This window comes from Arthrobacter sp. AG258, from assembly GCF_004364695.1.
Lineage (GTDB): Bacteria > Actinomycetota > Actinomycetes > Actinomycetales > Micrococcaceae > Arthrobacter.
Window position 1 is genome coordinate 156686 of record NZ_SOBI01000001.1, and the last position, 23350, is coordinate 180035.

The following is a 23350-nucleotide window of genomic DNA, read 5'->3' on the forward strand; positions in this document are numbered from 1 at the left end:
TGTTTTCACGCTGTGCACCAGGCACCCTACAGGCGCAGCGTGACGCCTTCCGCCGTGCAGGTTCCCGAGTTGGCGAAGACGGCGTCACGCACGGCGTCCTTGGACTCCTGGGCGGGCGTGCCGCCGGACTCAGCGGCAGCCGAGTGGTCGATCGCAAGCAGGCTGAGCGAGGCGAAGAGTCCCTCAAGGTCGCCGGAAACCGTGGCTTTGGCATCTTGGGCCTTCAGGTAGACGTCCTCGTAGCCTTTTGCATCGGTGGGGGAAACGGCAGCATAGTCCGCGAACAATGTGTTGAAGAGTTCACAGGCTTCCTTGGTACCCGCAGCCGCGTTGCCGGCGCCTGTTGACGTTGCTGACGCACGGGGCGTGCTGCCATCGCCGGACCGGACCGAGGGCGAAGCGGACGGCTGAGTTGAGTCCGCCGGCGACGGTGTCGATACCGAGCAGCCGGTGAGCACGGCAACGGCGGCAAGGGCTGCTGCGGCAAATGTCGTCTTCATGTTCTCGCTCCGTCCGTCACGGCCCCGGAACCGGTGTCCCCCTGGAAAGCCTCGCCCACCACCCTACGCAAGGCGCCGCCGTCGTGCACAATGCCGGGATGGGGACCTCTCCCCCGCCTGCCGCGGCCTCCCGCCCGGAGGGGAGGATTCCTGCCGCAACCGGGACGCCGGAATGCACACAGGCGATTCGGCGTTTGAGTATATGGGTGACCAGGCTCACGATAGCCTTGGTGGCTTACACCTGAACCGGATTGAAAGTGATGACCATGGGCAACTCTCCTGACAACAGTGACGTTGTCATCCTTGCAGCAGCGCGGACCCCGCAGGGCCGCATCAACGGCCAACTGTCCAGCCTGACGGCGGTGGACCTCGGCGCCCACGCCATCAGGGCTGCCTTGGCGGCCAGCGGCATTGATGCAGCCGATGTGGAAGCCGTGATCATGGGCCAGGTACTGCAGGCGGGTGCCGGCCAAAACCCTGCGCGGCAAAGCTCCATCGGCGCCGGGATCGGCTGGAACGTCCCCGCCGTGACGGTCAATAAGGTATGCCTCTCCGGGCTCACCGCCGTGATCGACGCCGCCCGCATGATCCGTGCCGGCGAAGCAGCCGTGGTGGTGGCCGGCGGCCAGGAATCCATGAGCCGGGCACCGCACCTGCTCCCCGGGTCCCGGCAGGGATGGACCTACGGCTCCATCCAGGCACTGGACGCAGCCGCCCACGACGGTTTGACCGACGCCTTCGACGGCGAGTCCATGGGGTTGTCCACCGAGACGCGCAACCTCACCCTGGGCATCGACCGGACCTCCCAGGACAACGTGGCCGCACAGTCCCACCAACGCGCGGCCCTCGCGGCAAAGAACGGAACGTTCGACGGCGAAATCGCCCCGGTCAGCGTGAAGCAGCGGAAGGGCGATCCACTGGTGGTGGACACCGACGAGGGCGTGCGCCCCAACACCTCCGTGGAGTCGCTCGCCGGGCTGCGCGCCGCATTCGTTACGGACGGAACCATCACGGCCGGCAACTCTTCTCCCCTGTCCGACGGCGCCACCGCACTGGTGCTCGCTTCCCGCGCCTACGCCGACGAACACGGCCTGGAGTACCTGGCCGTCGTCGGGAAGCCGGGCCAGGTTGCCGGACCGGACAACTCCCTGCATTCACAGCCTTCGCACGCGATCATGAATGCCCTCGGCAAAGCCGGCTGGGGCACGGCCGACCTGGACTTCATCGAGATCAACGAGGCCTTCGGTTCCGTTGCCGTGCAGTCGCTCAAGGATTTGGACTACCCCCTGGAAAAGTGCAACATCCATGGCGGGGCGATCGCCCTGGGGCATCCGATCGGGGCTTCCGGGGCGCGGCTGGCCGCGCACGCCGCCCATGAGCTCAAGCGCCGCGGGACGGGCAAGGCCGCGGTGGCCCTGTGCGGCGGAGGGGGGCAGGGCGAAGCGCTCCTGCTCTACCGCGACTAATGGCGGGCCTGACCGCAAACGGAACGGACGGCGTCGGGCGGGAACGTTTCCTGGCCGACGCCGCCGCGCGCGGCCTGCACGTTGACGTCATGGAACGTCCGCAGGCACCCAGCCTCGCCGAAGCGGCCGATATCCTGGGCATCCCGCCGGCCGACATTGTGAAGTCACTGGTGGTCAAGCACAAGGACGGTTCATTCCTGTTCGCGCTGGTTCCGGGCGACCGGCAGATTTCCTGGCCGAAACTCCGGTCCCTGCTGGGCGTCAACAAGCTCTCGCTGCCACCGGCAGACGTTGCCCTGGAAGTGACCGGCTACGAGCGTGGCACCATCACGCCGCTGGGCAGCACCACGGCATGGCCTGTCTATGCCGACGCCACGATCACCGGGCGCAGGATCTCCATGGGCGCCGGAGCCCACGGCTACAGTGCGTTCGTTGACGCCGACTCGCTGACCGCAGCCCTGGATGCCGTAGTCGCCGACATCTCAGATCCCGGCTGACCCTTCGGCCCCGCTTAAAGCAGGAAACCCCGCCCAACTGGCTCGCAGTGGGGCGGGGTTTCCCGAGGAAAAGGCGTTGTTACTTGAGGGTAACGGTGGCGCCTGCAGCCTCGAGCTGCTCCTTGGCCTTCTCGGCAGCTTCCTTGTTGGCGCCTTCGAGAACAGCCTTGGGGGCGCTGTCAACCAGGTCCTTGGCTTCCTTGAGGCCGAGGGAGGTGATGGCGCGAACTTCCTTGATGACGGCGATCTTCTTGTCACCGGCAGATTCGAGGATGACGTCGAAGTCGGTCTTCTCTTCAACCTCTTCAGCAGCTCCGCCACCGGCGGGGCCGGCAACTGCAACAGCAGCGGCGGTAACTTCGAAGGTCTCTTCGAAGAGCTTGACGAACTCGGAGAGCTCGATGATGGTCAGTTCCTTGAAAGCTTCAATGAGCTCTTCGTTGCTGAGCTTCGCCATGGTTGGCGTCCTTCCTGTTGTGGTGTCCGAGCGGCGCGGAGCCGGGCCTGACACCGGAGTCTGGTGGGGTAAAGAGAATTAGTTCTCTTCGGCAGCGGCAGCTTCGGCGGGTGCCTCGGCTACTGCTTCAGCTGAAGAGTCAGCAGATTCTTCAGCGGCAGGCGCTTCGGCAGCTGCCGGTGCACCGTTCTCTTCTTCAAGCTTGAGGCGCAGTGCGTCGATGATGCGTGCAGCTGCGGCGGCGGGTGCCTTGAGGACGCCCGCAACCTTGGCGAGCTGCAGCTCACGGGACTCGAGGGCAGCCAGGGCTGCAACCTCGGTGGCGTCCAATGCCTTGCCCTCGAAGTAACCGGTCTTGATGACCAGCTGCTTGTTGGCCTTGGCAAAATCCGTCAGGCTCTTGGCAGCGGCAACTGCGTCACCCTTGATGAACGCGATTGCAGTGGGGCCGGCAAGCTGGCCGTCGAATGCTTCGACGCCGGCTTCCTTGGCTGCAATGGCGGTCAGGGTGTTCTTGACGACCGCGAACTTGGTGTCCTGGCCGAGAGAAACACGCAGCTGCTTGAGCTGTGCAACGGTGAGCCCGCGGTATTCGGTCAGGACAGCGGCGTTCGATTCCTTGAAATCGTTAGTGATCTCAGCTACTGCTGAAACCTTGGTAGGCGTTGCCATAACCCTCCTTCCGGGGATAGTGCCGGTATTCGACGGTCCCCGCTCAAGAGAGCTAAAACTAAAAACGCCCCGCGCAGATGCACGGGGCTTGGCTCAACACGGCTGAGCCGTGGAGCTTTGCTTCGTTCACCTGCGCCGGCCGCCCTGCGTTGAGGGTCCTTCGTCCGGAAACCTACTGTGGCCTCCGGCGCACAACTGCAGAGTTGAGCCATGAACAGGAGAGTGGATTTCCAACAACCGACGGTCTTTGGTACTCCCAGCTTACGTGAGGGAGCACCGGTCCGCCAAATCGGGCGTCAGCTGGTGCTGGTCCGCAAGGTGGGAAGTTCCTTTTGCCAGATACCCGTCACCCCTGCCGTCTGGAACCCAAGCTGCTTGTTGACCGTAAGCAGGTACCGGTTCTCGGGGGCATTCCAGGTGTAGATGATGCGGGCATCCGGGAACTGCTCGCTGAGCCGCTCCATGTTGGCCACTTTGATCAGCAGGCCCAGCTTGTTGCCGCGGTGCTCCTGCAGGACCAAGGTATCGTCCTGGAAAACGACGTCGGCGCGGTGGGCCAGCACGGTGATGGTGGTCAGTCCCACCAGCGATCCCGTGGCGATGTGCTCGACGGCGGTGACCACCGTCCGCCTTCCCTGCGCGATGGCGACGTCTTCGGCCTCACGCAGGATCCCGCCGTCGAACACCATGTCCTGCTCAACCGGCACGTCCAGGGAGGGGTCGACGTCGGCACCCGCCTGGTTCTCCAAGACCGCCACGGCCTCCAGCCACTGGTCCGGGCAGCGGTCCGTCCAATGGTGCAGCCGGTACCGGCCGCCATTGGCTTCCTCGGCCTCAGCCTGGAGGTCGGCCACCAGCTTCGTGTCGAGGGGAAGCATGCAGGAACTGAACTGCTCAATGTGCTGGAGTGTGTACCCGGTCCGCTGCGCGAACTCCACCTCCCGGCTTTCCAAGGGAACGAACCCCTGGCCGCTGCCCGGGACCAACTGGGCCTGACCAAATTCGTGGAGTGATGCGCCGGGGTGGTTGGTGTCCACCAGGATCATGGTGCGTCCCTCGCCGCGAGCCAGCTGTTCGGCCGCCTCAAGCAGGCGCCGGCCCACGCCCTGGCGCTGGAACTCGGGCAGTATGTCCAGGGTGAGTTCGGCAAGGTCCAGGTGGTCCGTCAGCGGCAGCGCGATGTCCACAGTGCCCACGATGTCTCCGTCCACCTTGGCGACGAGGATCAGCTGCCGCTCATAGGGATCAGCGAACTCGAGCAGTTTTTCCAGCGGACCGTAGGCGAGATCGTCACTCCCCCAGGTCTGCATCCGCACCTTGCGCCCCACCTCGACGGCGGCCAGGAAGTCGGCTGCGTCCGGGGTGTCCAGGGAATCCGGAATCCACAGCTGTTCGATCTTTACGTCTATCGCCATTCGGGCATCATCCCAGCCGTTTCTGCCACTCACCTTCATAGCCGGCAGGCTTGAATCCAAGTGCGGTATTAATCGCCAGCATATGCTGGTTTTCGCTGGCATTCCATGTCAGGACCGAGCGCGCCGGGGGCCACTTTTCCTGCGCGCGGCGGAGGTTGGCCACCTTGACCAGCATGCCCAGCCGATGCCCGCGATGCTCTGCCGACACCAAGGTGTCTTGCTGGATCAGCGACTCCGGCACCTCGGGGCGCCAGGTGAGGACCGTGTACGCCACCAGCTCGCCAGTGGGCCGGTGCACGGCGGCCGCCACGGAAGACTGGACGCCACTGCGGACAAGGGCCGATTCGTCCCCCCGGACCCGGGCCGCATCCCAGTCCTCGCGTTCCCAGTCCATGCCCGCGGTAGGCGCATCCGTGCTCATTCGCTCCTTGAGCCGGGCAAAGGCGGCAACAAGCTCTTCCGGGCAACGATCATCCCAGGCCGTCAGCGTGTAGCACTCTGCACGCGCGATCCCTTCCGCTTCGAGCCGGGCCAGCCGGTCACCAGCCACGGGCAGGGCCAGCCGGCTGGAGCGTTCCACCTGTTCCAGCTGGTAGCCCGCGGACAGGGCAAAAGCGCTTGCGGGGTGGTCCAGTGGCAAGTGCCCGGCCCCGGACTTCGCGGCCAGCCTGCCGGCGCCATGTCCCGAAGCGTCCAGGGGTATTTCGTGGAAGCCGCCAAGGGATGACCGGCCCCGGGAGTGGGCCACGGCCTCGACATGGCCCAGCAGCGCACGCCCGATCCCCCGGCGGCGCCAGCGGGGAACCACCAGGACCTCAATGCCCGCCGTGGCCGTGTTGTCCCGCAGCGGGAAGGTGACCGAGCACAGGCCCACCGGTTCGCTGCCGATCCGGGCCAGGAAGAGCTGCCGTTCTTCATAGGGGTTGCCACGCCAGTACTCAAGCGCCTCCTTGTCGGTCAGGCAACGCTCCAGGCTTCCCCACACAGCCATGTCCTCCGCTGCCCGCATGGACTTGCACTCCCGGAAGTCCACCAACGTACCGGAGGGACCTTGGCCGCTTCCGGCGGCAGGGATCGCGACGGCGGCAATCACCAGTACGTCACGTGCCGGCAGAGGCGGGACGCCAGCGGGGTCCGGATTATCCATGCAGCCAGCTTAGGCAAATACGCCGGACAACAAAGGAGCCCGCCCCGGCGCATGCGCCTCGGGGCGGGCTCCTGATGCTCCGGGATCAGCCCGGGGCAGGAACTTTCATCAAGGACTAAGCCTCGGTGAGCACCTTGGTGACGTTGGGGTCGACGGAGATGCCGGGACCGAACGTGGTGGCAACGGTGGCCTTCTGGATGTAGCGGCCCTTGGCAGCGGACGGCTTCAGGCGAAGGACCTCTTCCAGGGCTGCTGCGTAGTTCTCGGCCAGCTTGATGGCGTCGAACGACACCTTGCCGATGATGAAGTGCAGGTTGGAGTGCTTGTCGACGCGGAAGTCGATCTTTCCACCCTTGATGTCGTTGACGGCCTTGGTGACGTCGGGGGTCACGGTGCCCGTCTTCGGGTTCGGCATCAGGTTACGCGGACCAAGGACCTTACCGAGGCGGCCAACCTTGCCCATGAGGTCAGGGGTGGCAACGGCTGCGTCGAAGTCGGTCCAGCCGGCGGCGATCTTTTCGATCAGGTCGTCGGAACCAACGAAGTCGGCGCCGGCTGCGATTGCTGCCTCAGCCTTGTCGCCCGTGGCGAAGACCAGGACGCGGGCGGTCTTACCGGTGCCGTGGGGCAGGTTGACCGTACCGCGGACCATCTGGTCAGCCTTGCGGGGGTCAACGCCCAGGCGGAAAGCCACCTCGACGGTTGCGTCGAACTTGGACGGGTTGGTGTCCTTGGCCAGCGTTACTGCCTCGAACGGTGCGTAGTGCTTCTCCGCGTCGATCTTGGCGGCTGCTGCCTCATATGCTTTGCTGCGCTTTGCCATGCTGCTTATTTCTCCTTGTGCAGTTGTGGTCTGCGGACCGCGCTGGGCCCTGCCACAGTCGGTGATCCGGTTCGTTATCCGGCCCGGATGACCGACATTTCAATGTGTTTGGTACCGGTGTCCCGGCGGTGCCGCCCGTCGTCGTCAATTACCTTGACGCTGGACAGCGGGAAGGGTGGTTAGCCCTCGACGGTGATACCCATGGAGCGGGCGGTGCCGGCGATGATCTTGGCTGCGCCTTCGAGGCTGGTGGCGTTGAGGTCTTCCATCTTGGTGGAGGCGATCTCGTTGACCTGGGCCTGGGTCAGCTTGGCAACCTTGACGGTGTGCGGGGTGGATGAACCCTTGGCAACGCCTGCAGCCTTCTTGATGAGCTCTGCAGCCGGCGGGGTCTTGGTGATGAACGTGAAGGAACGGTCCTCGTAGACCGTGATTTCCACGGGGATGACGTTTCCGCGCTGGGCTTCCGTCGCAGCGTTGTACGCCTTGCAGAATTCCATGATGTTGACACCGTGCTGGCCAAGCGCGGGACCGATCGGCGGGGCCGGGTTGGCGGCACCTGCCTGGATCTGCAGCTTGATGAGGCCGGTGACCTTCTTCTTGGGAGCCAATGTAGGGTCCTTCTCTCAATAACGTCCTGGGGCACAGGAGCGTGCCTCAGGTTTGTGGCCGCCATGGCAAGGCGGCCGGCCGTTCCGGCGCCGCTAAGCGGGCGGTGCCGGAACGAATTCTCGGTTGGTCAGATCTTGGTGACCTGGTTAAACGCCAGGGTGACGGGCGTTTCGCGCTCGAAGATGGAGACCAGCACCACGAGGGTCTGGGACTCGGGCTTGATCTCGGAGATCGTGGCGGGAAGGGTCTCAAACGGGCCTTCCTTCACGATGACGGACTCGCCGACCTCGAAGTCGACGGCCACGGGAGCCTGGTTCTGCTTGTTGACCGGCTTGCCCTTTTCGGCCTGCTCTTCCTCGAAGACCGGGGCGAGCATGGAGAAGACCTCGTCCAGGCGCAGCGGGACCGGGTTGTGGGCGTTGCCCACGAAGCCGGTCACGCCGGGGGTGTGGCGGACGGCGCCCCAGGAGGCGTCGGTCAGGTCCATGCGGACCAGGACGTAGCCGGGGATGCGGACGCGGTTGATCACCTTGCGCTGGGCGTTCTTGATCTCCACGACTTCTTCCATGGGCACCTGGATTTCGAAGATGTAATCTTCCATGTCCAGGGTCTGGATGCGGGTTTCAAGGTTGGCCTTCACGCGGTTCTCGTAACCTGCGTAGGAGTGGATGACGTACCAGTCACCCTCCTGGCGGCGCAGTTTGGCCTTGAACTCCTCGGCGGGATCAGCGGCTGCGGTGGCCGCTGCGGCGGCGAGGGCGTCGGCGGACTCGTCGTCGCCGTCTTCCGTGGCGTCGGCTTCTTCACCGGCGGCACCGTCAGCATCGGAGCCGGCGTCGTCGGATTCGGGCGCGAAGGACTCAACCTCGGACTCTTCACCGGCTTCTGCCGCGACGTCCTGGGACTCTTCCAGCCCAGACTCGGTTACCTCGAGCTCCTGCTCAGACACTTGGTCTCCTGCTTCCTCATTGCCTAACATGCCTATTTAAATGGCTCAATTCCGCACACCGGCGCTTCCCTTCCGGTTTCCCGGACGAAACACGCGGCCTGCGGACCATCCAGCCTTAGCTGTCCGTCGAGCCGGTACCGCCGAAGATCCAGCTGACAGCGGTTCCGAAACCAATGTCCAGCAGGCTGACGATGACCATCATGATGGCCACGAACACCAGCACCACGAGCGTGTAGTTGATCAGTTCCTTGCGGGTGGGGGCCACAACCTTCTTGAGTTCGCCAATGATCTGGCGGACAAAGAGAGCAATGCGGGCGAAGAAGCTTGCCTTGGCTTCCTTCTTAGCTGGGCGGCCCTTGGAGCTGCTGGCAGCTGTTTCGGTCACCTGGTCCTCGCTCATCTTTGCAATGGTGGATTACCCGGCCCTGATCAGAACCATGGTTGCTGCGCCTGCCCCGGGCTTTCGCCCGGAGACAGCTTGCGCAGGGCAGACAGGACTCGAACCTGCAACCTGCGGTTTTGGAGACCGCTGCGCTACCAATTGCGCCACTACCCTATGGAGTGAATGCCACTCTTTGACGACCCATGCACCAGTTTGAACTGGGGCGCACGCCATCATCCGTGTTTCAACACCGGTGAACCAGTCTACGCAAGAAGTCCGCGTAGGTAAAACCGGCCCGACCCGGCCCATCCGCCGGCCGGTCCGACTTGTGCAGCAGTCAGCAGTCACAAAACCAAACCGGCTCCCCGGAGGGTCCGCTGAACAGCTTAGAGTAGAACTCGTCGAAACCCACATTCCAGCCTTCAGGCTGCAAGCGAAGAACGGACCTGCCATGTCTGCCGCCCGCGTTTCCAAGCGCATATCCGCAATTGCCGAATCCGCAACCCTTGCCGTTGATGCCAAGGCGAAGGCGCTCAAGGCAGCAGGCCGGCCGGTTATTGGCTTCGGCGCGGGCGAACCCGACTTCCCCACCCCGGACTACATTGTCCAGGCCGCCATCGAAGCGGCCGGCCAGCCCAAGTACCACCGCTATTCCCCTGCGGGCGGCTTGCCGGAGCTGAAGAAGGCCATTGCCGAAAAGACCCTCCGGGACTCGGGCTATACCGTTGACCCCTCGCAGGTGCTGGTCACCAACGGCGGCAAGCAGGCTGTGTACAACACGTTCGCCACCTTGGTGGATCCGGGCGACGAAGTGATCGTGCCCACCCCGTTCTGGACCACCTACCCCGAGGCGATCCGCCTGGCCGGCGGCGTGCCCGTGGAAGTTTTCGCAGGGCCCGAGCAGGAGTACCTGGTAACCGTCGAGCAGTTGGAAGCGGCTGTCACGGACAAGACGAAGATCCTGTTGTTCGTCTCGCCGTCGAACCCCACCGGCGCCGTCTACTCGCCGGAGCAGGTGGCTGAGATCGGCAAGTGGGCCGCAGCAAAGGGCCTCTGGGTTGTCACGGACGAGATCTACGAGCACCTCACCTACGACGGCGTCCCCTTCACCTCCATCGCCACTGCAGCCCCCGAACTTGGCGACAAGGTGGTCATCCTCAACGGCGTCGCCAAGACGTACGCGATGACCGGCTGGCGCGTGGGCTGGATGATCGGCCCCGCCGACGTCATCAAGGCCGCCACCAACCTGCAGTCGCACGCCACGTCCAACGTCTCCAACATCATGCAGATTGCGGCCCTCGCCGCCGTGTCCGGTCCGCTGACCGCGGTCGATGAGATGAAGGTGGCCTTCGACCGCCGCCGCAAGGCCATCGTCGCCGGCCTGAACGCCATTGACGGCGTGGAATGCCCGACGCCGAAGGGCGCCTTCTACGTCTACGCGGACGTCCGGGGGCTGCTGGGCAAGGAATTCCCCACCGCGTCAGGCACCGCCACGCCTCAGACGTCTGCCGAGCTGGCCGCCCTGATCCTGGATGAGGTAGAGGTGGCTGTGGTCCCCGGCGAGGCGTTCGGCCCGTCCGGATTCGTGCGCCTCTCCTACGCACTGGGCGATGACGACCTCGCCACCGGCGTCCAGCGCCTGCAGGACTTCCTGGGCAAGGCCCAGTAGACGCCCGCTCACTTCCGGCCGGTTAGACACCGACGCCCGCTCACTTTCCTTGAGGAAGTGAGCGGGCGTCGGTGTTTAAGGCGTCAAAGGTGAGCTGGCGTCGGTTAGAGGAGGCGGCGCTCGGCGGCCCACTTGGTCAGCTCATGCCGGCTGGAAAGCTGCAGCTTCCGGAGCACCGCGGACACATGCGTTTCCACCGTCTTGATGCTGATGAAGAGTTCCTTGGCCACTTCCTTGTAGCTGTAGCCCCGGGCGATGAGCCGCATGACCTCCAGTTCGCGTGCCGAGAGCTTGTCCAGCTCGTCGTCGGCAATGTCCGCGGGAGCGGTTCCGAATGCGTCCAGGACGAACCCGGCCAGGCGCGGAGAGAACACGGCGTCGCCGCCGGCCACCCGGAACACGGCATCAGTGATCTCGGCGCCGGAAATTGTCTTGGTGACATAGCCCCTGGCCCCGGCGCGGATCACCGCCACCACGTCCTCCGCTGCGTCGGAAACGCTCAGGGCCAGGAAGCGGGTGGCGGAGAGGAGGGGTGCGGAGCCGGCGATGACTTCCCGGCCGCCGCCCCCCAGCCCACCGGGCAGGTGCACGTCCAAGAGGACGACGTCGGGCCGCTGCTCGGCGATCACGGCGATGGCCTGTTCCACGGTGGCGGCTTCCCCCACCACGTGGATGCTGGCGTCGAGGTCGGCCTTCAACCCGGAGCGGAAGATCGCGTGATCGTCCACGATCACCACCCGCACGGATTTGGCCGGTCGGGCGGCTGCGCCCCCTGTTCCCTGGATGGTGCTCATGGTTTCCCTTCCGCGTTCTCCGCTGCCGGCAGCCTCAGCCGAACCTCGGTGCCGTCATCCGTACTGAGGATGGCAGCCGAGCCGCCATGCCTTTTCATTCTGCCGATGATCGATTCCCGGACGCCAAGCCTGTCCGAGGGAACGTTCCCCAGCTCAAAACCGGGGCCCCTGTCCTTGATGAAGATCTCGGCTTGCCCGTCCGAAGCCTCAAGATAAACGGACACCGTTCCGCCGCCGTGCCGGGAGGCATTGAGCATCGCCTCACGGCTGGCCTGGACCAAGGCTTCGTGAGCCTCCGTCATGTCGGCGTCACCCACCGTGACCACCTCCACTGCGTTGCCGAGCAGGTCCTCCACCTCGGCGGCTGCGGCCTTGATCCGGTCCGACAATTGGCCGCTTTCCCGTCCGTGGTCCTGAAAGAGCCAGCCACGCAACTCACGCTCCTGCGCGCGGGCCAGGCGGACGACGTCGTGCTCGTTGCCCGCCCGCCGCTGGATCAAGGCGAGCGTCTGCAGCACTGAGTCGTGCAGGTGGGCCGCGATCTCCGCGCGTTCCGTTTCCCGGATGCGGCCCGCACGCTCGGCTTCGAGGTCCCGCCAGAATTTCAAGGCCCACGGCAGCAGGACCAGCACCACGCCGCCCAGGACCGCCACGGAAGCCAGCAGCGCAAGCCACGTCTGTTCCCAGGAACCCGAGCCGGACACCATCACCAGGACACCGGCAACCACCAGCGCCAGCCCCGCTGCGAGCCGGCCCCAGCCGCCGGCCTGGTCCGCCTTGGTCTTGTCCACCAGTCCCGCCCGGCGGGTCTCGTCCAGTTGCATCCAGGCGATCGAGGCGCCACCCAGGACAGCGGCGGCGGGGATGAGGGTGCCCAGGGACACATCAACACCCAGCAACTGGGCGATCATGATCCCGGCGACCAGCAGGAGCCCGCAGCCGAGCAGGATCTCCTTGCCGTAGCGCATGCCCCGCACCCGGAACCAGGGAGCGCCGGGGGTTGCGCCCGTGCCGGCCGGGCCGGAGCCCGCGGCACCCGTGGGACTTCCGTCGTCGTCCGTTGTTGCGGCGGCGGGCCGGCTCACCGCCGGGGCAATGGGCGACGCCGGGCGGCGGGTATTGCGCCGGGCAGCCTCATCCGCGGTGGGAACCATGATCCAGAGCCACGCGTAAAACACCAGGCCGGCCCCGCCTGCGAAGGACGCGAGGACCATGCCCCAGCGGACGGTCTTCACGGGCCACCCGAGGTGCAGGGCCAGGCCGGAGCACACGCCGGCGATGACCCGGTCACTGCTCCGGGCCAGGGGCGGCCGCGCGGGGAGGGTTGTCATGGATCAATCCAAGCATGGATCAGGGTAGCCCGGACCGGGTTGTGCGCTTTCCCGGGGGTGGCTCAGGGACCGTTCAGGGTTTCCCCCAGTAGAGCGGCGACGGGCTTGGACGGGAGGATCGAAGTATGAACTCGCAGACCCCTTCCCCCGACGACGAACACCCAACCGGGCCGTTGCCCGGCTCCGGCAACCAGCGGCCCACCGAGCCGCTGCCGGCCTCCGACGCGATTCCTCCGGGCCCGGCGTCGGGCCCCGCCCAGGGCGGCCCCGGCGGTTCGCAGGATGGCCCCACCGCTCCCCCAGCTTCCGACCCGGCACAGGGCTATGCCTTCCACGCCGGCCCCACCCCGCCAGCAGCCTCAAGCGACTTCTTCGGCTGGATCCGCAGCCAGGGCATCTCCCGGGGCAGCGACCGCTGGATCGGCGGCGTCTGCAGCGGCATAGCCCACCGGCTCGGCGTGGACCCCATCATCATCCGCGGCGCCCTTATAGTCCTGACCCTCCTGGCAGGCATCGGCGTACTGCTCTACGGCCTGGCCTGGGCCTTCCTCCCGGAACCGGACGGCCGGATCCACGTCCAGGAAGCCGGCGCGGGCCGCTGGTCCAGTGGCATGACGGGCGCACTGATCGCCACCGTCCTCGGATTCACCGGCCTGGGCGGAGGGTTCTGGGGGTGGAGCCACAACGGCTTGAGCGGCCTCCTCTGGACCGTGTTCTGGGTGGCCGGCGCGATCTTCCTGATCTACCACCTCTCCCAGCGCAACAAAGCACGTCCCACCATGGCGGGCCATGCTCCGGCGGCTCCGGGTGCGCCATACACGGCGGGACGGCCAGGTTCCGAACACACGTCGTCCTTCTCCGCGGCCACCACGTCCGGCCCCGCCCAGGCGTTCCCTCCAGCGCCCGCCTATGGCGGCGGCACCGCCGGCGGGCCCGCAGGGAATGGCCCGGGAGCATTCGGAGGGACCGGCGCCCCGGGCGGTTCCGGCGGGGACGGATACCCGGCGCCGTGGGTTCCGCCGCGGCCGCCCAAGCCCCGGCCGGCCGGCCCGGGTGCCCCCGCCGTCGCCATCGCCACCGGCTCTGCCCTGCTGGTGGGCGGAGGCCTCAAGGCACTGGACGCCGGGCATGTCATCGACCTTGGCGGCTCCGGCAACGCGATTGTCTGGGCCAGCGCCGCGGCAGTCCTGGGCCTGGGCATCCTCGTGGCGGGACTGCGCGGCCGGACCTCGGGGATCCTGAGCCTGTTCGCCGTGATCGCCCTGGTTACCGGCGGCGTCTACAACGTGGCGAACGACGGCAGGATGCGTTTCCAGCAGGTGGACTGGAACCCCGCCAGCATCGAGGAGGCGCGCGGCGGCATCGACATCACCGCCGGACGGGGAACCGTGAACCTCACGGACCTGTCCCCCTTAGCCCCCCTGACCTCCGACGTCGTGGTTCCGCTCGATATCACGGCCAGCAACGTCACCGTGGTGATCCCGCAGAACGTGCCCGTGGATATCAAGGCGGACATGACCATAGGCAACCTGAACGAGGCCACAGGCCAGCGCGGCGGGACCACCACCCGCGAGAGCAGCTACAACGCGGACAAACCCGGCAACCACCTGGTGGTGCGGATCGATGGCACCTTCAGCAACGTCACAATCCAGGAAGGCAACTGACATGGACAGCAACATTCCGACGACGGCGGGCCACGAGCCTGCCGATGCGGCGCCGGCCAGGGTGGGAACCGTGGTGTGGGGCCTGATCGTCCTGGCTTTGGCCGCGCTGATCATCGTGGCGCAACTGGGCATCGTCACCCTCAACGGGACCTACGTCCTGATCGGCCTCATGATTGGCGCCGGAGTGGCCCTGGTGGCCGGCGGCCTGCTCTCTGCCCGCAAACGTGACAACGACCCACTGAAAAGGAAGTCTTGAACCATGGATAAGTTCTTCAGCATTGTCAGGGGCCTTGGCCTGAAGCGCGGCCCGCAGCGCTGGCTCGGCGGGGTGCTGGGCGGCATCGCGGCCAAGCTGAACGTGGACGTGGCCTACGTGCGCATCGCATTCCTGCTGTTCTGCCTCCTCCCGGGACCCGCCGTCGTCTTCTACCTGCTGGCCTGGGTGGTGCTTCCGGACCAGCGCGACGAGATCCCGCTGCAAACCTTCCTGGAGCGCCGCTCGACCAACGGCCCACGGATGTAGCTACGGAAGGTGCCTCCCCCACTGGGGGACCAGGCCCCCGCCCTCGTGAACGGATCACGGATGCGGGGGCTTTTTCCTGTCCGCGGCCACCCGCCGGGAAAGCGCACCGCATGTAACCGGTTTGTGTCGTACCCCACACACCCCACTACACTTCTAGGTGAGCTCAGCGTGGCGCTCTGCCTGTAAACCTTCTCCCAGGATTTGAGCTGAACATGAAAATTGGAATCCTTACCAGTGGTGGCGACTGCCCCGGCTTGAACGCCGTGATCCGCGGCGCCGTGCTGAAGGGCATCGCCATCCACGGCCACGAATTCGTCGGATTCCTCGATGGCTGGCGCGGCGTGGTGGAGGGCGACATCATCGACATCCCCCGCACCATGGTCCGCGGCATCGCGAAACAGGGTGGCACCATCCTGGGCACCTCCCGCACCAACCCGTTCGAAAACGGCGGCGGCCCCGAGGCCATCAAGGCCCACATGGACCGGCTGGGCATCGACGCCATCATCGCGATCGGCGGTGAGGGAACGCTCGCCGCCGCCAAGCGCCTGACCGACGCCGGGCTGAAGATTGTCGGTGTCCCCAAGACCGTGGACAACGACCTCGACGCCACCGACTACACCTTCGGCTTCGATACCGCCGTCCAGATCGCCACCGAAGCGATTGACCGGCTCCGCACCACCGGCGAGTCCCACCACCGCTGCATGATCGCCGAAGTCATGGGCCGGCACGTGGGCTGGATCGCCCTGCACGCCGGCATGGCCGCGGGTGCGCACGCCATCCTCATCCCGGAGCAGAAAGTCAGCATCGAGCAGATCACCGAGTGGGTCAATGAAGCCCACGCCCGCGGCCGCGCGCCGCTGGTGGTGGTGGCTGAGGGCTTTGTCCCGGAGCACATGGAGAGCCCGCACTCCGAGCGCGGCCTGGACACGTTCGGCCGGCCCCGGCTGGGCGGCATCGCCGACCAGCTCGCGCCCGAGCTGGAGGCCCGGACCGGCATCGAAACCCGGGCAACCATCCTGGGCCACATCCAGCGCGGCGGCGTACCGTCCGCCTTCGACCGCGTCCTGGCCACCCGGCTGGGCATGGCCGCCATCGATTCCGTGGTGGAGGGGTACTGGGGCACCATGGTGGCGCTGAAGGGAACCGATATCCACCACGTCGCGTTCCAGGAAGCCCTCGGCCAGTTGAAGACCGTTCCGCAGAACCGGTACGACGAAGCGGCTGTCCTGTTCGGATAAGCCGCAAGGCCCCCCTAGGCTGGGACCATGACACTCGACCCCGGCTCTGCTGCCATCATCCAGTTGGCGTGGGCACGCCGGCTGGGCCTTGACGACGACGCGTTCGGGACCGGACTCGCCTCGGCCGAACGGATTGTGCGGGCCGACGAGTCAGTCCGGACCGTTGAGTTCGTGCGGCTTTTCGGAAGTTCGGTGCTGGTGGGGCCGCAGAGCGTGATCGACGCCGCCGCCGGCATCCCGGATGAGGAAATGGCCCAGCACGTGACCCTCCTGACCCTCACCAGGGACCGAGGCGGTCACGGCCTCGGTGCCGCGGCACTGTTCTTCGCGGACGACCTGCCCCTGCAGCAGCCCTCCGACGAGCTCACCGTGTCCCACGGCAACCCCGAGGCCATCGAGCTGGAGGGCCGCTGCCCGCCCGATGACGTCAACGAAGTTGGCCTCTCCGAGCTGGAAAACCGGTACACAATCGTCCACGAGCAGGATGGCCGGCGCGTGCCCTTGGCCTGCGGGGCCTACGGCGAGTGGGAAGGCCTGCTGGCGAACATGGGGGTCTTGGTCGACCCGGAGTGGCGCCGGCGCGGCCTTGGTTCCCTGGCGGGCTCCATCGCGGCCCACGAAGCACTCGCAGCGGGACTGACGCTGCAGTGGCGCGCCGACGTCAGCAACACGGGCTGCCTGGCGTTGGCCCGGAAGCTTGGCCTCTCAGCCGGCGGAATCCAGACCAGCGTCCACCTTCGCTGACGGCTGGCCTTGGGCCGGCGCTCCCCAACCCTGGACGGGCTGCGGCTTTGCGAAGAACAACGCGACGGCTGCCCCCACCAGGATCACCCCGGCGGGAAGCAGGATGGACTGGCCCATCGCCGTCGAAAATCCGCCGTGCAGGAATTCGGGCAGCGAGCCGCCCATCGCCAAGCCTTCGCCGGCGGATCCGCCGGGGCCTCCCGCAGGCAGTTCGGCCGCGAGCCGCGACTGGATGAGCACCGCGATGGCGGCACTGCCCAGGACTGCGCCGATCTGGCGGGTGGTGTTGTAAACGCCCGAACCCGCCCCGGCCTGCCGTGGCGGCAGGTTCCTGGTGGCCGTAGTGCTCAACGGAGCCCAGATGCCTGCGTTGGCGAAGCCCAGGACAGCGCTGGGCAGCAGGAACATCAGGATGGGTGTGTCCGGTTGCATCAGGGCTGAGTTCCAGAGCAGCGCCACAGCCATCAGCACGAGCCCGGTGGCGGTGATGTATTTGGGGTTGACGCGGTCCACCAGCTTGCCCACGACGGGCGCGAGTCCGCCGGATATCAGGGCCATGGGCACCATCATCAGGGCGGACTGGGTGGGAGTCAGGCCCCGGACCAGCTGGTAGTAGAAGATCAGCGGCAGGCTGAAGGCGGTCACGGTGAAGCCCACCGTGGTGATCCCGATGTTGGCGAGCGAAAAATTCCGGTCCTTGAACAGCGCCAAGGGAAGCAGCGGTTCACCCTTGTTGAAGCGCTGCCACGCCACGAAGGCCGCCAGCACCACGATGCCGGCGATGATCAGGCCCCATACGCTGATGGGTCCGGTGATGGTGCCCCAGTTGTAGGTCTCGCCTTCCTGGATGCCAAAAACCAGCAGGAACAGGCCGACGGCGCTGAGCAGGACCCCGGGGATATCGAACTTGTGCGGGTGCGTGCTCAGTGCCGGCACGTTGCGCCACGCCAGGATGAACCCGACCAAGCCAACCGGGACGTTGATGAAGAAGATCCATTCCCAGCCGAGCCCGTCCACCAGGACGCCGCCGAGGATGGGCCCGACGAGGGTCGCCATACCGGCGGTTGCGCCCCAGACTGCCATCGCGGAGCCGCGGCGGTCCGGCGGGAAGATCCGGGTGATGACAGCCATGGTCTGGGGAGTCATCATGGCGGCGCCGAGGCCTTGGAGCACGCGGGCCGCGATCAGGACCCGGACGTCGCCGGACAGGCCGCACCACAGCGAGGCCAGCGTAAAGACCACCAGGCCGGAGAGGTACAGCTTCTTGGGCCCGAACCTGTCGCCGAGGCGGCCGGTGATGAGCAGCGGGACAGCGTAGGCCAGCAGGTAGGCGCTGGTCACCCAGATGACCGAGTTGATGTCCGCGTCCAGGCCTTCCATGATCCGGGGGTTGGCCACGGACACGATGGTGGTGTCGATCAGGATCATGAAGAACCCGATCACCAGGGACCACAGGGCCGGCCAGGGCTTCGCTACGTTTTCCACTCGATCATCCTTTGAAATTTTGGTGTTGGCGCCGGGCGGACCCGGCGAAAGCGCTAGCCCAGCAGATCCAGGATCTCTGCGCGGGCGAACATTTGGGCAGCGGCCCGTGCCGACGGCGCTCCGGCATCCGGATCGGCTCCGGCGTCGAGCAGGACACGGGCCACGTCCGGGTAGCCCTTGAAGGCTGCCCCGGCAAGCGGGGTTTGGCCACGGTCGTTGGCAGTGTTGGCGTCGGCGCCGTGCTTAAGGAGCAACTCCACCGTATCGACGTGGCCGTGGTACGCGGCCAGCATCAGCAGGGAGTCTCCTGTGGCGTTGGTCATGGTTGCCGGCGCCCCGGCTTCAAGGTAGGCGCCAAGCAGGGCGTCGTTGCCGTCGCGGGCCGCCTGGAACAGCGAGTGCGCCAGCGCCACCGCGGCATCATTGTCCTCCGTGGCCTCCGGCGCAACACCCGGTGCGGTGTGGTCTGTCATCAGCGAGGCCCTCTCAGGAATCCGGTCTGCCGCCCAACAACCTGGCCGGCGTCCGGGGCGACAATGAGCTCCTGGACGGCTGGATACGGTTCATCGCCGTCCAGGACCGTCAGTATTTCATCCGGCGCCACGGAACGCTTTATGACCGCCAGCGCCACGGGACCCATCTCGTGGTGTTGCGCAACGGACGTCACCGTGCCCACTTTGCGTTCCCCTGCCATGACCGGGCTGCCGGCCGCGGGCAGTGTGTGCTGCGAACCGTCCAACTGCAGGAACACCAGCCGCCGCGGCGGGTGGCCAAGGTTGTGCACGCGGGCGACGGTTTCCTGTCCCTTGTAGCAGCCCTTGGCCAAGTGCACCGCGGTGCGCAGGAGGTCGAGTTCGTGCGGGATGGTCTTGTCATCGGTTTCTGCGCCGATCCTGGGCCGCCAGGCAGCGACGCGGAGGGCTTCGGCCGCGAGCACTCCGGCCAGCGGGCGGCCGGAGACGGCGGCCTCGAGTTCCTCGGCGGGGATGAGGTATTCGAACCAGGGACGTTCAAGGCCCGGGTGGTTTTCCTCGGACACAGTGGCGTACGAGTACCCGCCCGCCGAGACATGCGGCCAGGGATCCTGCCAGGCAAGGCGTCCGGCCCATTCGGGAACCGCCGTGGTGCTGCCCACCACGGCCCAATCGGCGGAGACGTCGGCGATCTCCACCCGCAGCATGAACTTCATCCGGTTCAAGTACTCGGCCAGCGGTGCAGCCTCGGCGGCCTCCACGATCAGCCAGGTGGTCCCGCCGTCGTCAACAACCCTGGCATCAAAGTCGATGCGCCCTTGGACGCTGAGCAGCAACAGTTCGCTGGACTCACCCGGCGCCAGCGCTGCCACCTGCTGGGACGAGAGGGTGTTGAGCCAGCTCAACCGGTCCGGTCCGGTGACGGTGACCACACCGCGGTGTGACAGGTCGACGACGGCGGTTCCGGCAGCGAGTGCGCGCTGCTCGCGCAACGGCTCGCCGTAGTGGGCGGCGACACCGGCGTCGGGGCCGGCGGCCTCAACGGCGCCGGGACGCGACAACAAAGGGCTGGGCGTACTCATATTGGCGGCAACGTCCTTTAGCAGCGGGGTATTCCGGGTTGTGAAGGTTCAGCCAACGCTAGCGGTATTCCGGGTTCTCAAAATCGAACCGCGTACCGGCCTCCCATTCACCGGGCAGGTTGCCGTAGGCCGGGTAGCCTCCGGCATCCTTGAGGATCCTGGCCAGGTGCAGGAGGTTCCAGGTCATGAACGTCGTGTTCCGGTTGGTGAAGTCTGTCTCCGGGCCGCCGGAGCCCTCGTCCAGGTAGCTGGGGCCGGGCCCTACCGGCCCGATCCACCCGGCGTCGGCCTGCGGCGGGATGCTGAAGCCGATGTGTTGGAGGCTGTAGAGGACGTTCATGGCGCAGTGCTTGATGCCGTCCTCGTTTCCGGTGATGAGGCAGCCGCCGACCTTCGGGTAGAACGCCCACTGGCCCTGGCTGTTGAGCTGGCCGGAGTGGGCGTAGAGGCGCTCGATCAGCTTCTTGGTCTGGGACGAGTTGTCGCCCAGCCAGATGGGGCCGGCCACCACCACGATGTCCGCTTCCTGGACGGCGGGGTAAATCTCCGGCCATTCATCGGTGGCCCAGCCGTGCTCGGTCATGTCCGGGTAGACGCCCGTGGCGATGTCGTGATCGACAGTGCGGATGAGCCTGGTGCTGACGCCCTGCTTCTCCATGATCCGGCGGCTGATGGTAATCAGCCCTTCGGTGTTGGAGGTCTGGGGTGACTTCTTCAGGGTGCCGTTGAAGAAGACGGCCTTGAGGTCGCTGTAGCTGGTGGGCTTGCCTGCGTGTTCCGTTCCGTCTTCCATGGCGGGGCCTTTCCGGGTCAGGAAACTCTTTTCAGGAATGCAGAGGCGTGGGCCTCCAGCCCTTTTCCGGCCTCTCCACCCGTTGCCACGTCCCACCGCCACAAAAGGTTCCCGTCCACCAGTCCGAAGATCCGGGTGGCGGCACTGTAGTCCTTGGAATGGCTGCCGCGCATCACCATGTCGGTGGTCAGCTGGATCTGCGGTCCCTTGATCTGGCCGTAGTACAGCTCCGTGATGCCGCCAGGGTGGGCGATGGATACGGAGATGTCGAAGCCGCCGTCCTTGTTGCGCAGCGCCTCCACCTCGTCGGCGCTTTTCAACACCGGAACGATGTCTGCCGGCACCAGCCCCGGGCCGCCGTCGGCGTCCAGCTGTTTGCGCTCCAGCGCCCAGAAGCCGGTCTCGACTGTGAGCGGCCGCAGCCGCGTGCCGTCGTCGTCGGTCAACCAGCTTTCGGCACGGTACTGGAGGTACGGCAGCCCGTTGTGGGTGAAGGACACGTGCTGCAGGAAGTGCTCGGAATCCTCGTCACCGCTGCCCAGCCGGCCGCGTCCTTCCCACTCACCTATGAGCCAGGATAGGGGGACGAGTTCGGGAGTCAGGTCTGTGGGAATCTCAATGGGCACTGTTTATTACCTCGAGATACGGCGGTGGGAAAGGATGTGGCTACTTCTGGCCTTTGAAGAGGCGGTAGACCACGAAACCGGCAAACCAGGCCATGGAAACGCTCGCGATACCGAGCAGGACGAGGAAGAAGATTTCAAATGCAAGTACGGACATGGTGCAATCCTAACCCGTTAGTAGATGAGTAGTTTGTCTATGAAGTACGCCAGGGATCCTACGGCTGAGACCGGGGCCAGGCCCATGCTCAAGGCTGCCCGCATATTCAACGGTGCGCCGCGCAGTGTCGCGAGCCTGCGGAAGCTGGCCAGGACCGCACCGACGATGACGCCGAAGACGGCCGCGGGCAGGACAGCAATGTCCGACAGGACCAGGCCGGCGAGCGGACCGGCCAGGCCGGCCAGCACAACGCCCAGGGGCGCGACGATGCTGTCCGGCCATTGGATGAGCCCGGCAAGAAGCGCTACGGCGGCGCTGATCGCGGCCACCAGGAGCATTTCGCGGACACCGTTGAACCGGGCGCCGGCTATCCAGCCGGCGCCGAGGCAGGACAGGAGGACACCGACACAACACCCGAGGGTGGATTCCAGCCGTTGCGCCTGGCCGGTGCCGCGGATGAGCTGCACCACGAAGACGGCCATCATGCCCAGGGCGACGAAGGCGGGCGTCCAGTCGAGGTAGCCGGGGGGCGGGGCCACGGAGGCGCAGACCGCGGCGGCGGCTCCCGGCAGGGCGATCACGGCGGCCAGGGTCTTCTTCGCCGGGATGCGGAGGAAGTGCGGCCACCCGATGCCCACGGCCGCGGCGATCAGGATGCCGACGGCGGCCAGGGCTTCCGGGGAGGAATAGACGCCGGCGATGATGGCAATGAGCCCGGCGATCCCGACGACCCCGATGGTCCAGGAGCCAAGTGACCGTACAGGTGACTGCAGTTCCGCCGTCATCCGGGGCCCGGCCTGTGCTTTGTCGGTGCACTCACTGCGCTGATTTCCCATCCTGGCGTCGGCTGGAAGGCTGGTCCGCCCCCTCGTGGCAGGGCTGGTCCGCCCTGCTCCAATCCTGCCCTATATGAACCGCTTATGTCGCAAAACGTACCTGTCCAGGGCCCCAATCTGTGGCTTGGAAGGGGGTGCCGGGTATACTCAAGGTTCAGCTACGCTCCCTGCTGAGGTGGCTGGCCGGCGGCGCGCTGACGGTCCACAAACCTCCCGCAGGAAGCCCGTACCGGCCGGTGAGAATCCGGTTCAGTCGCCCAAAGATGCGCGGACGGCCCTTGGAGGAACAATGTCGCACATCCTGTTACTGACGAACAGCACCGGTTCTTCGGTGGACATCCTGCCTGCCCTTGAGCTGCTGAACCACCGGGTCCATATCCTGCCCGCGGAACCCACTGCCCTGCTGGAGACTGACCCGTGCGACATCGTCCTGCTGGATGCGCGCAAAGACCTCGTGGGTGCCCGTTCCCTCACCCAGCTGCTGAAGGCCACCGGACTGAGCGCCCCCCTTGTCCTGATCCTCACCGAGGGCGGCATGGCGGCGGTTTCCTCGGCGTGGGCCGTTGACGACATCGTCCTCGATTCTGCCGGACCCGCCGAGGTGGAAGCCCGCATCCGGCTGTCCGTGGCGCGGGCCGTCCCGGAACAGGAGGACGCGCCCAGCGAGATCCGGGCCGCCGGTGTGATCATCGACGAAGCAAGCTACACGGCACGCGTCAACGGCGCACCCTTGAACCTGACCTTCAAGGAGTTCGAGCTCCTGAAGTACCTGGCGCAGCACCCCGGCCGCGTCTTCACCCGCCAGCAGCTGCTCACGGAAGTCTGGGGCTACGACTACTACGGCGGCACCCGCACGGTCGATGTCCACGTCCGCCGGCTTCGCGCCAAGCTTGGCGCGGACCACGAGAACCTGATCAGCACGGTCAGGAACGTGGGCTACCGCCTCACCCTGGTCAGGCAACAGGAAGACGAACTTACCGAAGCCTGAGCCCTGCACGCCGTCGCCGTATAGCCTTGG

Annotated in this window: 26 protein-coding genes and 1 tRNA gene; 9 read left to right on the plus strand and 18 right to left on the minus strand. The window is 66.2% G+C overall.

The features are described from left to right. Positions 1–26: 26 nt before the first annotated feature. Entirely contained in the window at positions 27–500 is a 474-nt protein-coding gene (locus tag DFO47_RS00685; protein ID WP_133830326.1) for a hypothetical protein, read from the minus strand. Positions 501–766: 266 nt separating this feature from the next. On the opposite strand from DFO47_RS00685, the gene DFO47_RS00690 reads away from it, so the two are divergent. Continuing rightward, entirely contained in the window at positions 767–1966 is a 1200-nt protein-coding gene (locus tag DFO47_RS00690) for an acetyl-CoA C-acetyltransferase (RefSeq protein WP_026264303.1), read from the plus strand. Next, positions 1966–2463, plus strand: coding sequence for a YbaK/EbsC family protein (locus DFO47_RS00695; RefSeq protein WP_133830327.1), 498 nt, complete (start codon positions 1966–1968; stop codon positions 2461–2463). Before DFO47_RS00690 ends, DFO47_RS00695 begins: the two co-directional genes overlap by 1 nt. Before the next feature lie 79 nt (positions 2464–2542). Here DFO47_RS00695 and rplL read toward each other — a convergent pair whose 3' ends face one another. From rplL to DFO47_RS00740, 9 genes are all read right to left on the minus strand, one after another. Next, entirely contained in the window at positions 2543–2920 is a 378-nt protein-coding gene (gene rplL, locus DFO47_RS00700) for a 50S ribosomal protein L7/L12 (protein ID WP_018760467.1), read from the minus strand. Between the two features lie 78 nt (positions 2921–2998). Further along, positions 2999–3592, minus strand: coding sequence for a 50S ribosomal protein L10 (gene rplJ / locus DFO47_RS00705; RefSeq protein WP_018760468.1), 594 nt, complete (start codon positions 3590–3592; stop codon positions 2999–3001). A gap of 296 nt (positions 3593–3888) precedes the next feature. Further along, positions 3889–5007, minus strand: a complete 1119-nt coding sequence (locus tag DFO47_RS00710) for a GNAT family N-acetyltransferase (RefSeq protein ID WP_133830328.1) — start codon at positions 5005–5007, stop codon at positions 3889–3891. A 7-nt stretch (positions 5008–5014) separates the two neighbouring features. Next, entirely contained in the window at positions 5015–6154 is a 1140-nt protein-coding gene (locus DFO47_RS00715; RefSeq protein WP_133830329.1) for a GNAT family N-acetyltransferase, read from the minus strand. Between the two features lie 115 nt (positions 6155–6269). Next, complete coding sequence (gene rplA / locus DFO47_RS00720; protein WP_018760471.1) at positions 6270–6977, minus strand: 50S ribosomal protein L1; 708 nt, start codon at positions 6975–6977, stop codon at positions 6270–6272. Between the two features lie 179 nt (positions 6978–7156). Further along, positions 7157–7588, minus strand: a complete 432-nt coding sequence (gene rplK / locus DFO47_RS00725; RefSeq protein ID WP_018760472.1) for a 50S ribosomal protein L11 — start codon at positions 7586–7588, stop codon at positions 7157–7159. A 128-nt stretch (positions 7589–7716) separates the two neighbouring features. Then, positions 7717–8538, minus strand: a complete 822-nt coding sequence (gene nusG / locus DFO47_RS00730; RefSeq protein WP_018760473.1) for a transcription termination/antitermination protein NusG — start codon at positions 8536–8538, stop codon at positions 7717–7719. Between the two features lie 115 nt (positions 8539–8653). After that, entirely contained in the window at positions 8654–8938 is a 285-nt protein-coding gene (secE, locus tag DFO47_RS00735) for a preprotein translocase subunit SecE (RefSeq protein WP_018760474.1), read from the minus strand. Positions 8939–9021: 83 nt separating this feature from the next. Further along, positions 9022–9094, minus strand: a tRNA-Trp gene (locus tag DFO47_RS00740). Between the two features lie 277 nt (positions 9095–9371). On the opposite strand from DFO47_RS00740, the gene DFO47_RS00745 reads away from it, so the two are divergent. Next, positions 9372–10589 (plus strand): pyridoxal phosphate-dependent aminotransferase, encoded by a 1218-nt coding sequence (locus tag DFO47_RS00745; protein WP_109044351.1) that lies wholly within the window; start codon positions 9372–9374, stop codon positions 10587–10589. Positions 10590–10693: 104 nt separating this feature from the next. On the opposite strand, the gene DFO47_RS00750 is transcribed toward DFO47_RS00745, so the two are convergent. Together DFO47_RS00750 and DFO47_RS00755 are read right to left on the minus strand one after the other, a co-directional pair. Beyond that, complete coding sequence (locus DFO47_RS00750) at positions 10694–11383, minus strand: response regulator transcription factor (RefSeq protein ID WP_208294350.1); 690 nt, start codon at positions 11381–11383, stop codon at positions 10694–10696. Further along, positions 11380–12714 carry an ATP-binding protein gene (locus DFO47_RS00755; RefSeq protein WP_133830330.1) on the minus strand — a complete coding sequence of 445 codons (1335 nt, stop codon included), beginning with the start codon at positions 12712–12714 and terminating at the stop codon, positions 11380–11382. The genes DFO47_RS00750 and DFO47_RS00755 overlap by 4 nt, the downstream gene beginning before the upstream one ends. A 125-nt stretch (positions 12715–12839) precedes the next feature. On the opposite strand from DFO47_RS00755, the gene DFO47_RS00760 reads away from it, so the two are divergent. From DFO47_RS00760 to DFO47_RS00780, 5 genes are all read left to right on the plus strand, one after another. Further along, positions 12840–14378 carry a PspC domain-containing protein gene (locus DFO47_RS00760; RefSeq protein WP_133830331.1) on the plus strand — a complete coding sequence of 513 codons (1539 nt, stop codon included), beginning with the start codon at positions 12840–12842 and terminating at the stop codon, positions 14376–14378. A 1-nt stretch (position 14379) separates the two neighbouring features. Next, positions 14380–14634, plus strand: coding sequence for a hypothetical protein (locus tag DFO47_RS00765; RefSeq protein WP_018760479.1), 255 nt, complete (start codon positions 14380–14382; stop codon positions 14632–14634). A gap of 3 nt (positions 14635–14637) precedes the next feature. Beyond that, entirely contained in the window at positions 14638–14901 is a 264-nt protein-coding gene (locus tag DFO47_RS00770) for a PspC domain-containing protein (protein WP_018760480.1), read from the plus strand. 212 nt (positions 14902–15113) lie between these two features. Then, on the plus strand, positions 15114–16139 hold the full coding sequence (locus DFO47_RS00775) for an ATP-dependent 6-phosphofructokinase (protein ID WP_018760481.1): 1026 nt from the start codon (positions 15114–15116) through the stop codon (positions 16137–16139). 27 nt (positions 16140–16166) lie between these two features. Beyond that, positions 16167–16883, plus strand: coding sequence for a GNAT family N-acetyltransferase (locus DFO47_RS00780; RefSeq protein ID WP_133830332.1), 717 nt, complete (start codon positions 16167–16169; stop codon positions 16881–16883). Here the strand turns inward: DFO47_RS00780 and DFO47_RS00785 are convergent. The 6 genes from DFO47_RS00785 to DFO47_RS00810 form a co-directional block, all read right to left on the minus strand. Further along, entirely contained in the window at positions 16845–18368 is a 1524-nt protein-coding gene (locus DFO47_RS00785; RefSeq protein ID WP_133830333.1) for a DHA2 family efflux MFS transporter permease subunit, read from the minus strand. The two genes, DFO47_RS00780 and DFO47_RS00785, sit on opposite strands and share 39 nt — an antisense overlap. A 53-nt stretch (positions 18369–18421) precedes the next feature. Then, on the minus strand, positions 18422–18841 hold the full coding sequence (locus DFO47_RS00790; protein WP_133830334.1) for an ankyrin repeat domain-containing protein: 420 nt from the start codon (positions 18839–18841) through the stop codon (positions 18422–18424). Beyond that, positions 18841–19923, minus strand: a complete 1083-nt coding sequence (locus tag DFO47_RS00795) for a glycine cleavage T C-terminal barrel domain-containing protein (RefSeq protein ID WP_165837970.1) — start codon at positions 19921–19923, stop codon at positions 18841–18843. The genes DFO47_RS00790 and DFO47_RS00795 overlap by 1 nt, the downstream gene beginning before the upstream one ends. Before the next feature lie 58 nt (positions 19924–19981). Next, positions 19982–20716 (minus strand): flavodoxin family protein, encoded by a 735-nt coding sequence (locus DFO47_RS00800; protein WP_109044346.1) that lies wholly within the window; start codon positions 20714–20716, stop codon positions 19982–19984. 17 nt (positions 20717–20733) lie between these two features. Next, positions 20734–21342 carry a heme-binding beta-barrel domain-containing protein gene (locus tag DFO47_RS00805; RefSeq protein ID WP_018760487.1) on the minus strand — a complete coding sequence of 203 codons (609 nt, stop codon included), beginning with the start codon at positions 21340–21342 and terminating at the stop codon, positions 20734–20736. Between the two features lie 171 nt (positions 21343–21513). Beyond that, on the minus strand, positions 21514–22281 hold the full coding sequence (locus tag DFO47_RS00810; RefSeq protein WP_133830335.1) for a permease: 768 nt from the start codon (positions 22279–22281) through the stop codon (positions 21514–21516). A 340-nt stretch (positions 22282–22621) separates the two neighbouring features. Between DFO47_RS00810 and DFO47_RS00815 the strand changes: the two genes are divergently transcribed. Continuing rightward, complete coding sequence (locus tag DFO47_RS00815) at positions 22622–23320, plus strand: response regulator transcription factor (protein WP_018769102.1); 699 nt, start codon at positions 22622–22624, stop codon at positions 23318–23320. Positions 23321–23350 lie beyond the last annotated feature (30 nt).

What these genes read in the sequence shown, in the direction of transcription:
- DFO47_RS00685 (WP_133830326.1), bottom strand. Translation starts at nt 500, where the DNA reads ATGAAGACGACATTTGCCGCAGCAGCCCTTGCCGCCGTTGCCGTGCTC.
- DFO47_RS00690 (WP_026264303.1), top strand. Translation starts at nt 767, where the DNA reads ATGGGCAACTCTCCTGACAACAGTGACGTTGTCATCCTTGCAGCAGCG.
- DFO47_RS00695 (WP_133830327.1), top strand. Translation starts at nt 1,966, where the DNA reads ATGGCGGGCCTGACCGCAAACGGAACGGACGGCGTCGGGCGGGAACGT.
- rplL (WP_018760467.1), bottom strand. Translation starts at nt 2,920, where the DNA reads ATGGCGAAGCTCAGCAACGAAGAGCTCATTGAAGCTTTCAAGGAACTG.
- rplJ (WP_018760468.1), bottom strand. Translation starts at nt 3,592, where the DNA reads ATGGCAACGCCTACCAAGGTTTCAGCAGTAGCTGAGATCACTAACGAT.
- DFO47_RS00710 (WP_133830328.1), bottom strand. Translation starts at nt 5,007, where the DNA reads ATGGCGATAGACGTAAAGATCGAACAGCTGTGGATTCCGGATTCCCTG.
- DFO47_RS00715 (WP_133830329.1), bottom strand. Translation starts at nt 6,154, where the DNA reads ATGGATAATCCGGACCCCGCTGGCGTCCCGCCTCTGCCGGCACGTGAC.
- rplA (WP_018760471.1), bottom strand. Translation starts at nt 6,977, where the DNA reads ATGGCAAAGCGCAGCAAAGCATATGAGGCAGCAGCCGCCAAGATCGAC.
- secE (WP_018760474.1), bottom strand. Translation starts at nt 8,938, where the DNA reads ATGAGCGAGGACCAGGTGACCGAAACAGCTGCCAGCAGCTCCAAGGGC.
- DFO47_RS00745 (WP_109044351.1), top strand. Translation starts at nt 9,372, where the DNA reads ATGTCTGCCGCCCGCGTTTCCAAGCGCATATCCGCAATTGCCGAATCC.
- DFO47_RS00750 (WP_208294350.1), bottom strand. Translation starts at nt 11,383, where the DNA reads ATGAGCACCATCCAGGGAACAGGGGGCGCAGCCGCCCGACCGGCCAAA.
- DFO47_RS00755 (WP_133830330.1), bottom strand. Translation starts at nt 12,714, where the DNA reads ATGACAACCCTCCCCGCGCGGCCGCCCCTGGCCCGGAGCAGTGACCGG.
- DFO47_RS00760 (WP_133830331.1), top strand. Translation starts at nt 12,840, where the DNA reads ATGAACTCGCAGACCCCTTCCCCCGACGACGAACACCCAACCGGGCCG.
- DFO47_RS00765 (WP_018760479.1), top strand. Translation starts at nt 14,380, where the DNA reads ATGGACAGCAACATTCCGACGACGGCGGGCCACGAGCCTGCCGATGCG.
- DFO47_RS00770 (WP_018760480.1), top strand. Translation starts at nt 14,638, where the DNA reads ATGGATAAGTTCTTCAGCATTGTCAGGGGCCTTGGCCTGAAGCGCGGC.
- DFO47_RS00775 (WP_018760481.1), top strand. Translation starts at nt 15,114, where the DNA reads ATGAAAATTGGAATCCTTACCAGTGGTGGCGACTGCCCCGGCTTGAAC.
- DFO47_RS00780 (WP_133830332.1), top strand. Translation starts at nt 16,167, where the DNA reads ATGACACTCGACCCCGGCTCTGCTGCCATCATCCAGTTGGCGTGGGCA.
- DFO47_RS00790 (WP_133830334.1), bottom strand. Translation starts at nt 18,841, where the DNA reads ATGACAGACCACACCGCACCGGGTGTTGCGCCGGAGGCCACGGAGGAC.
- DFO47_RS00795 (WP_165837970.1), bottom strand. Translation starts at nt 19,923, where the DNA reads ATGAGTACGCCCAGCCCTTTGTTGTCGCGTCCCGGCGCCGTTGAGGCC.
- DFO47_RS00800 (WP_109044346.1), bottom strand. Translation starts at nt 20,716, where the DNA reads ATGGAAGACGGAACGGAACACGCAGGCAAGCCCACCAGCTACAGCGAC.
- DFO47_RS00810 (WP_133830335.1), bottom strand. Translation starts at nt 22,281, where the DNA reads ATGACGGCGGAACTGCAGTCACCTGTACGGTCACTTGGCTCCTGGACC.
- DFO47_RS00815 (WP_018769102.1), top strand. Translation starts at nt 22,622, where the DNA reads ATGTCGCACATCCTGTTACTGACGAACAGCACCGGTTCTTCGGTGGAC.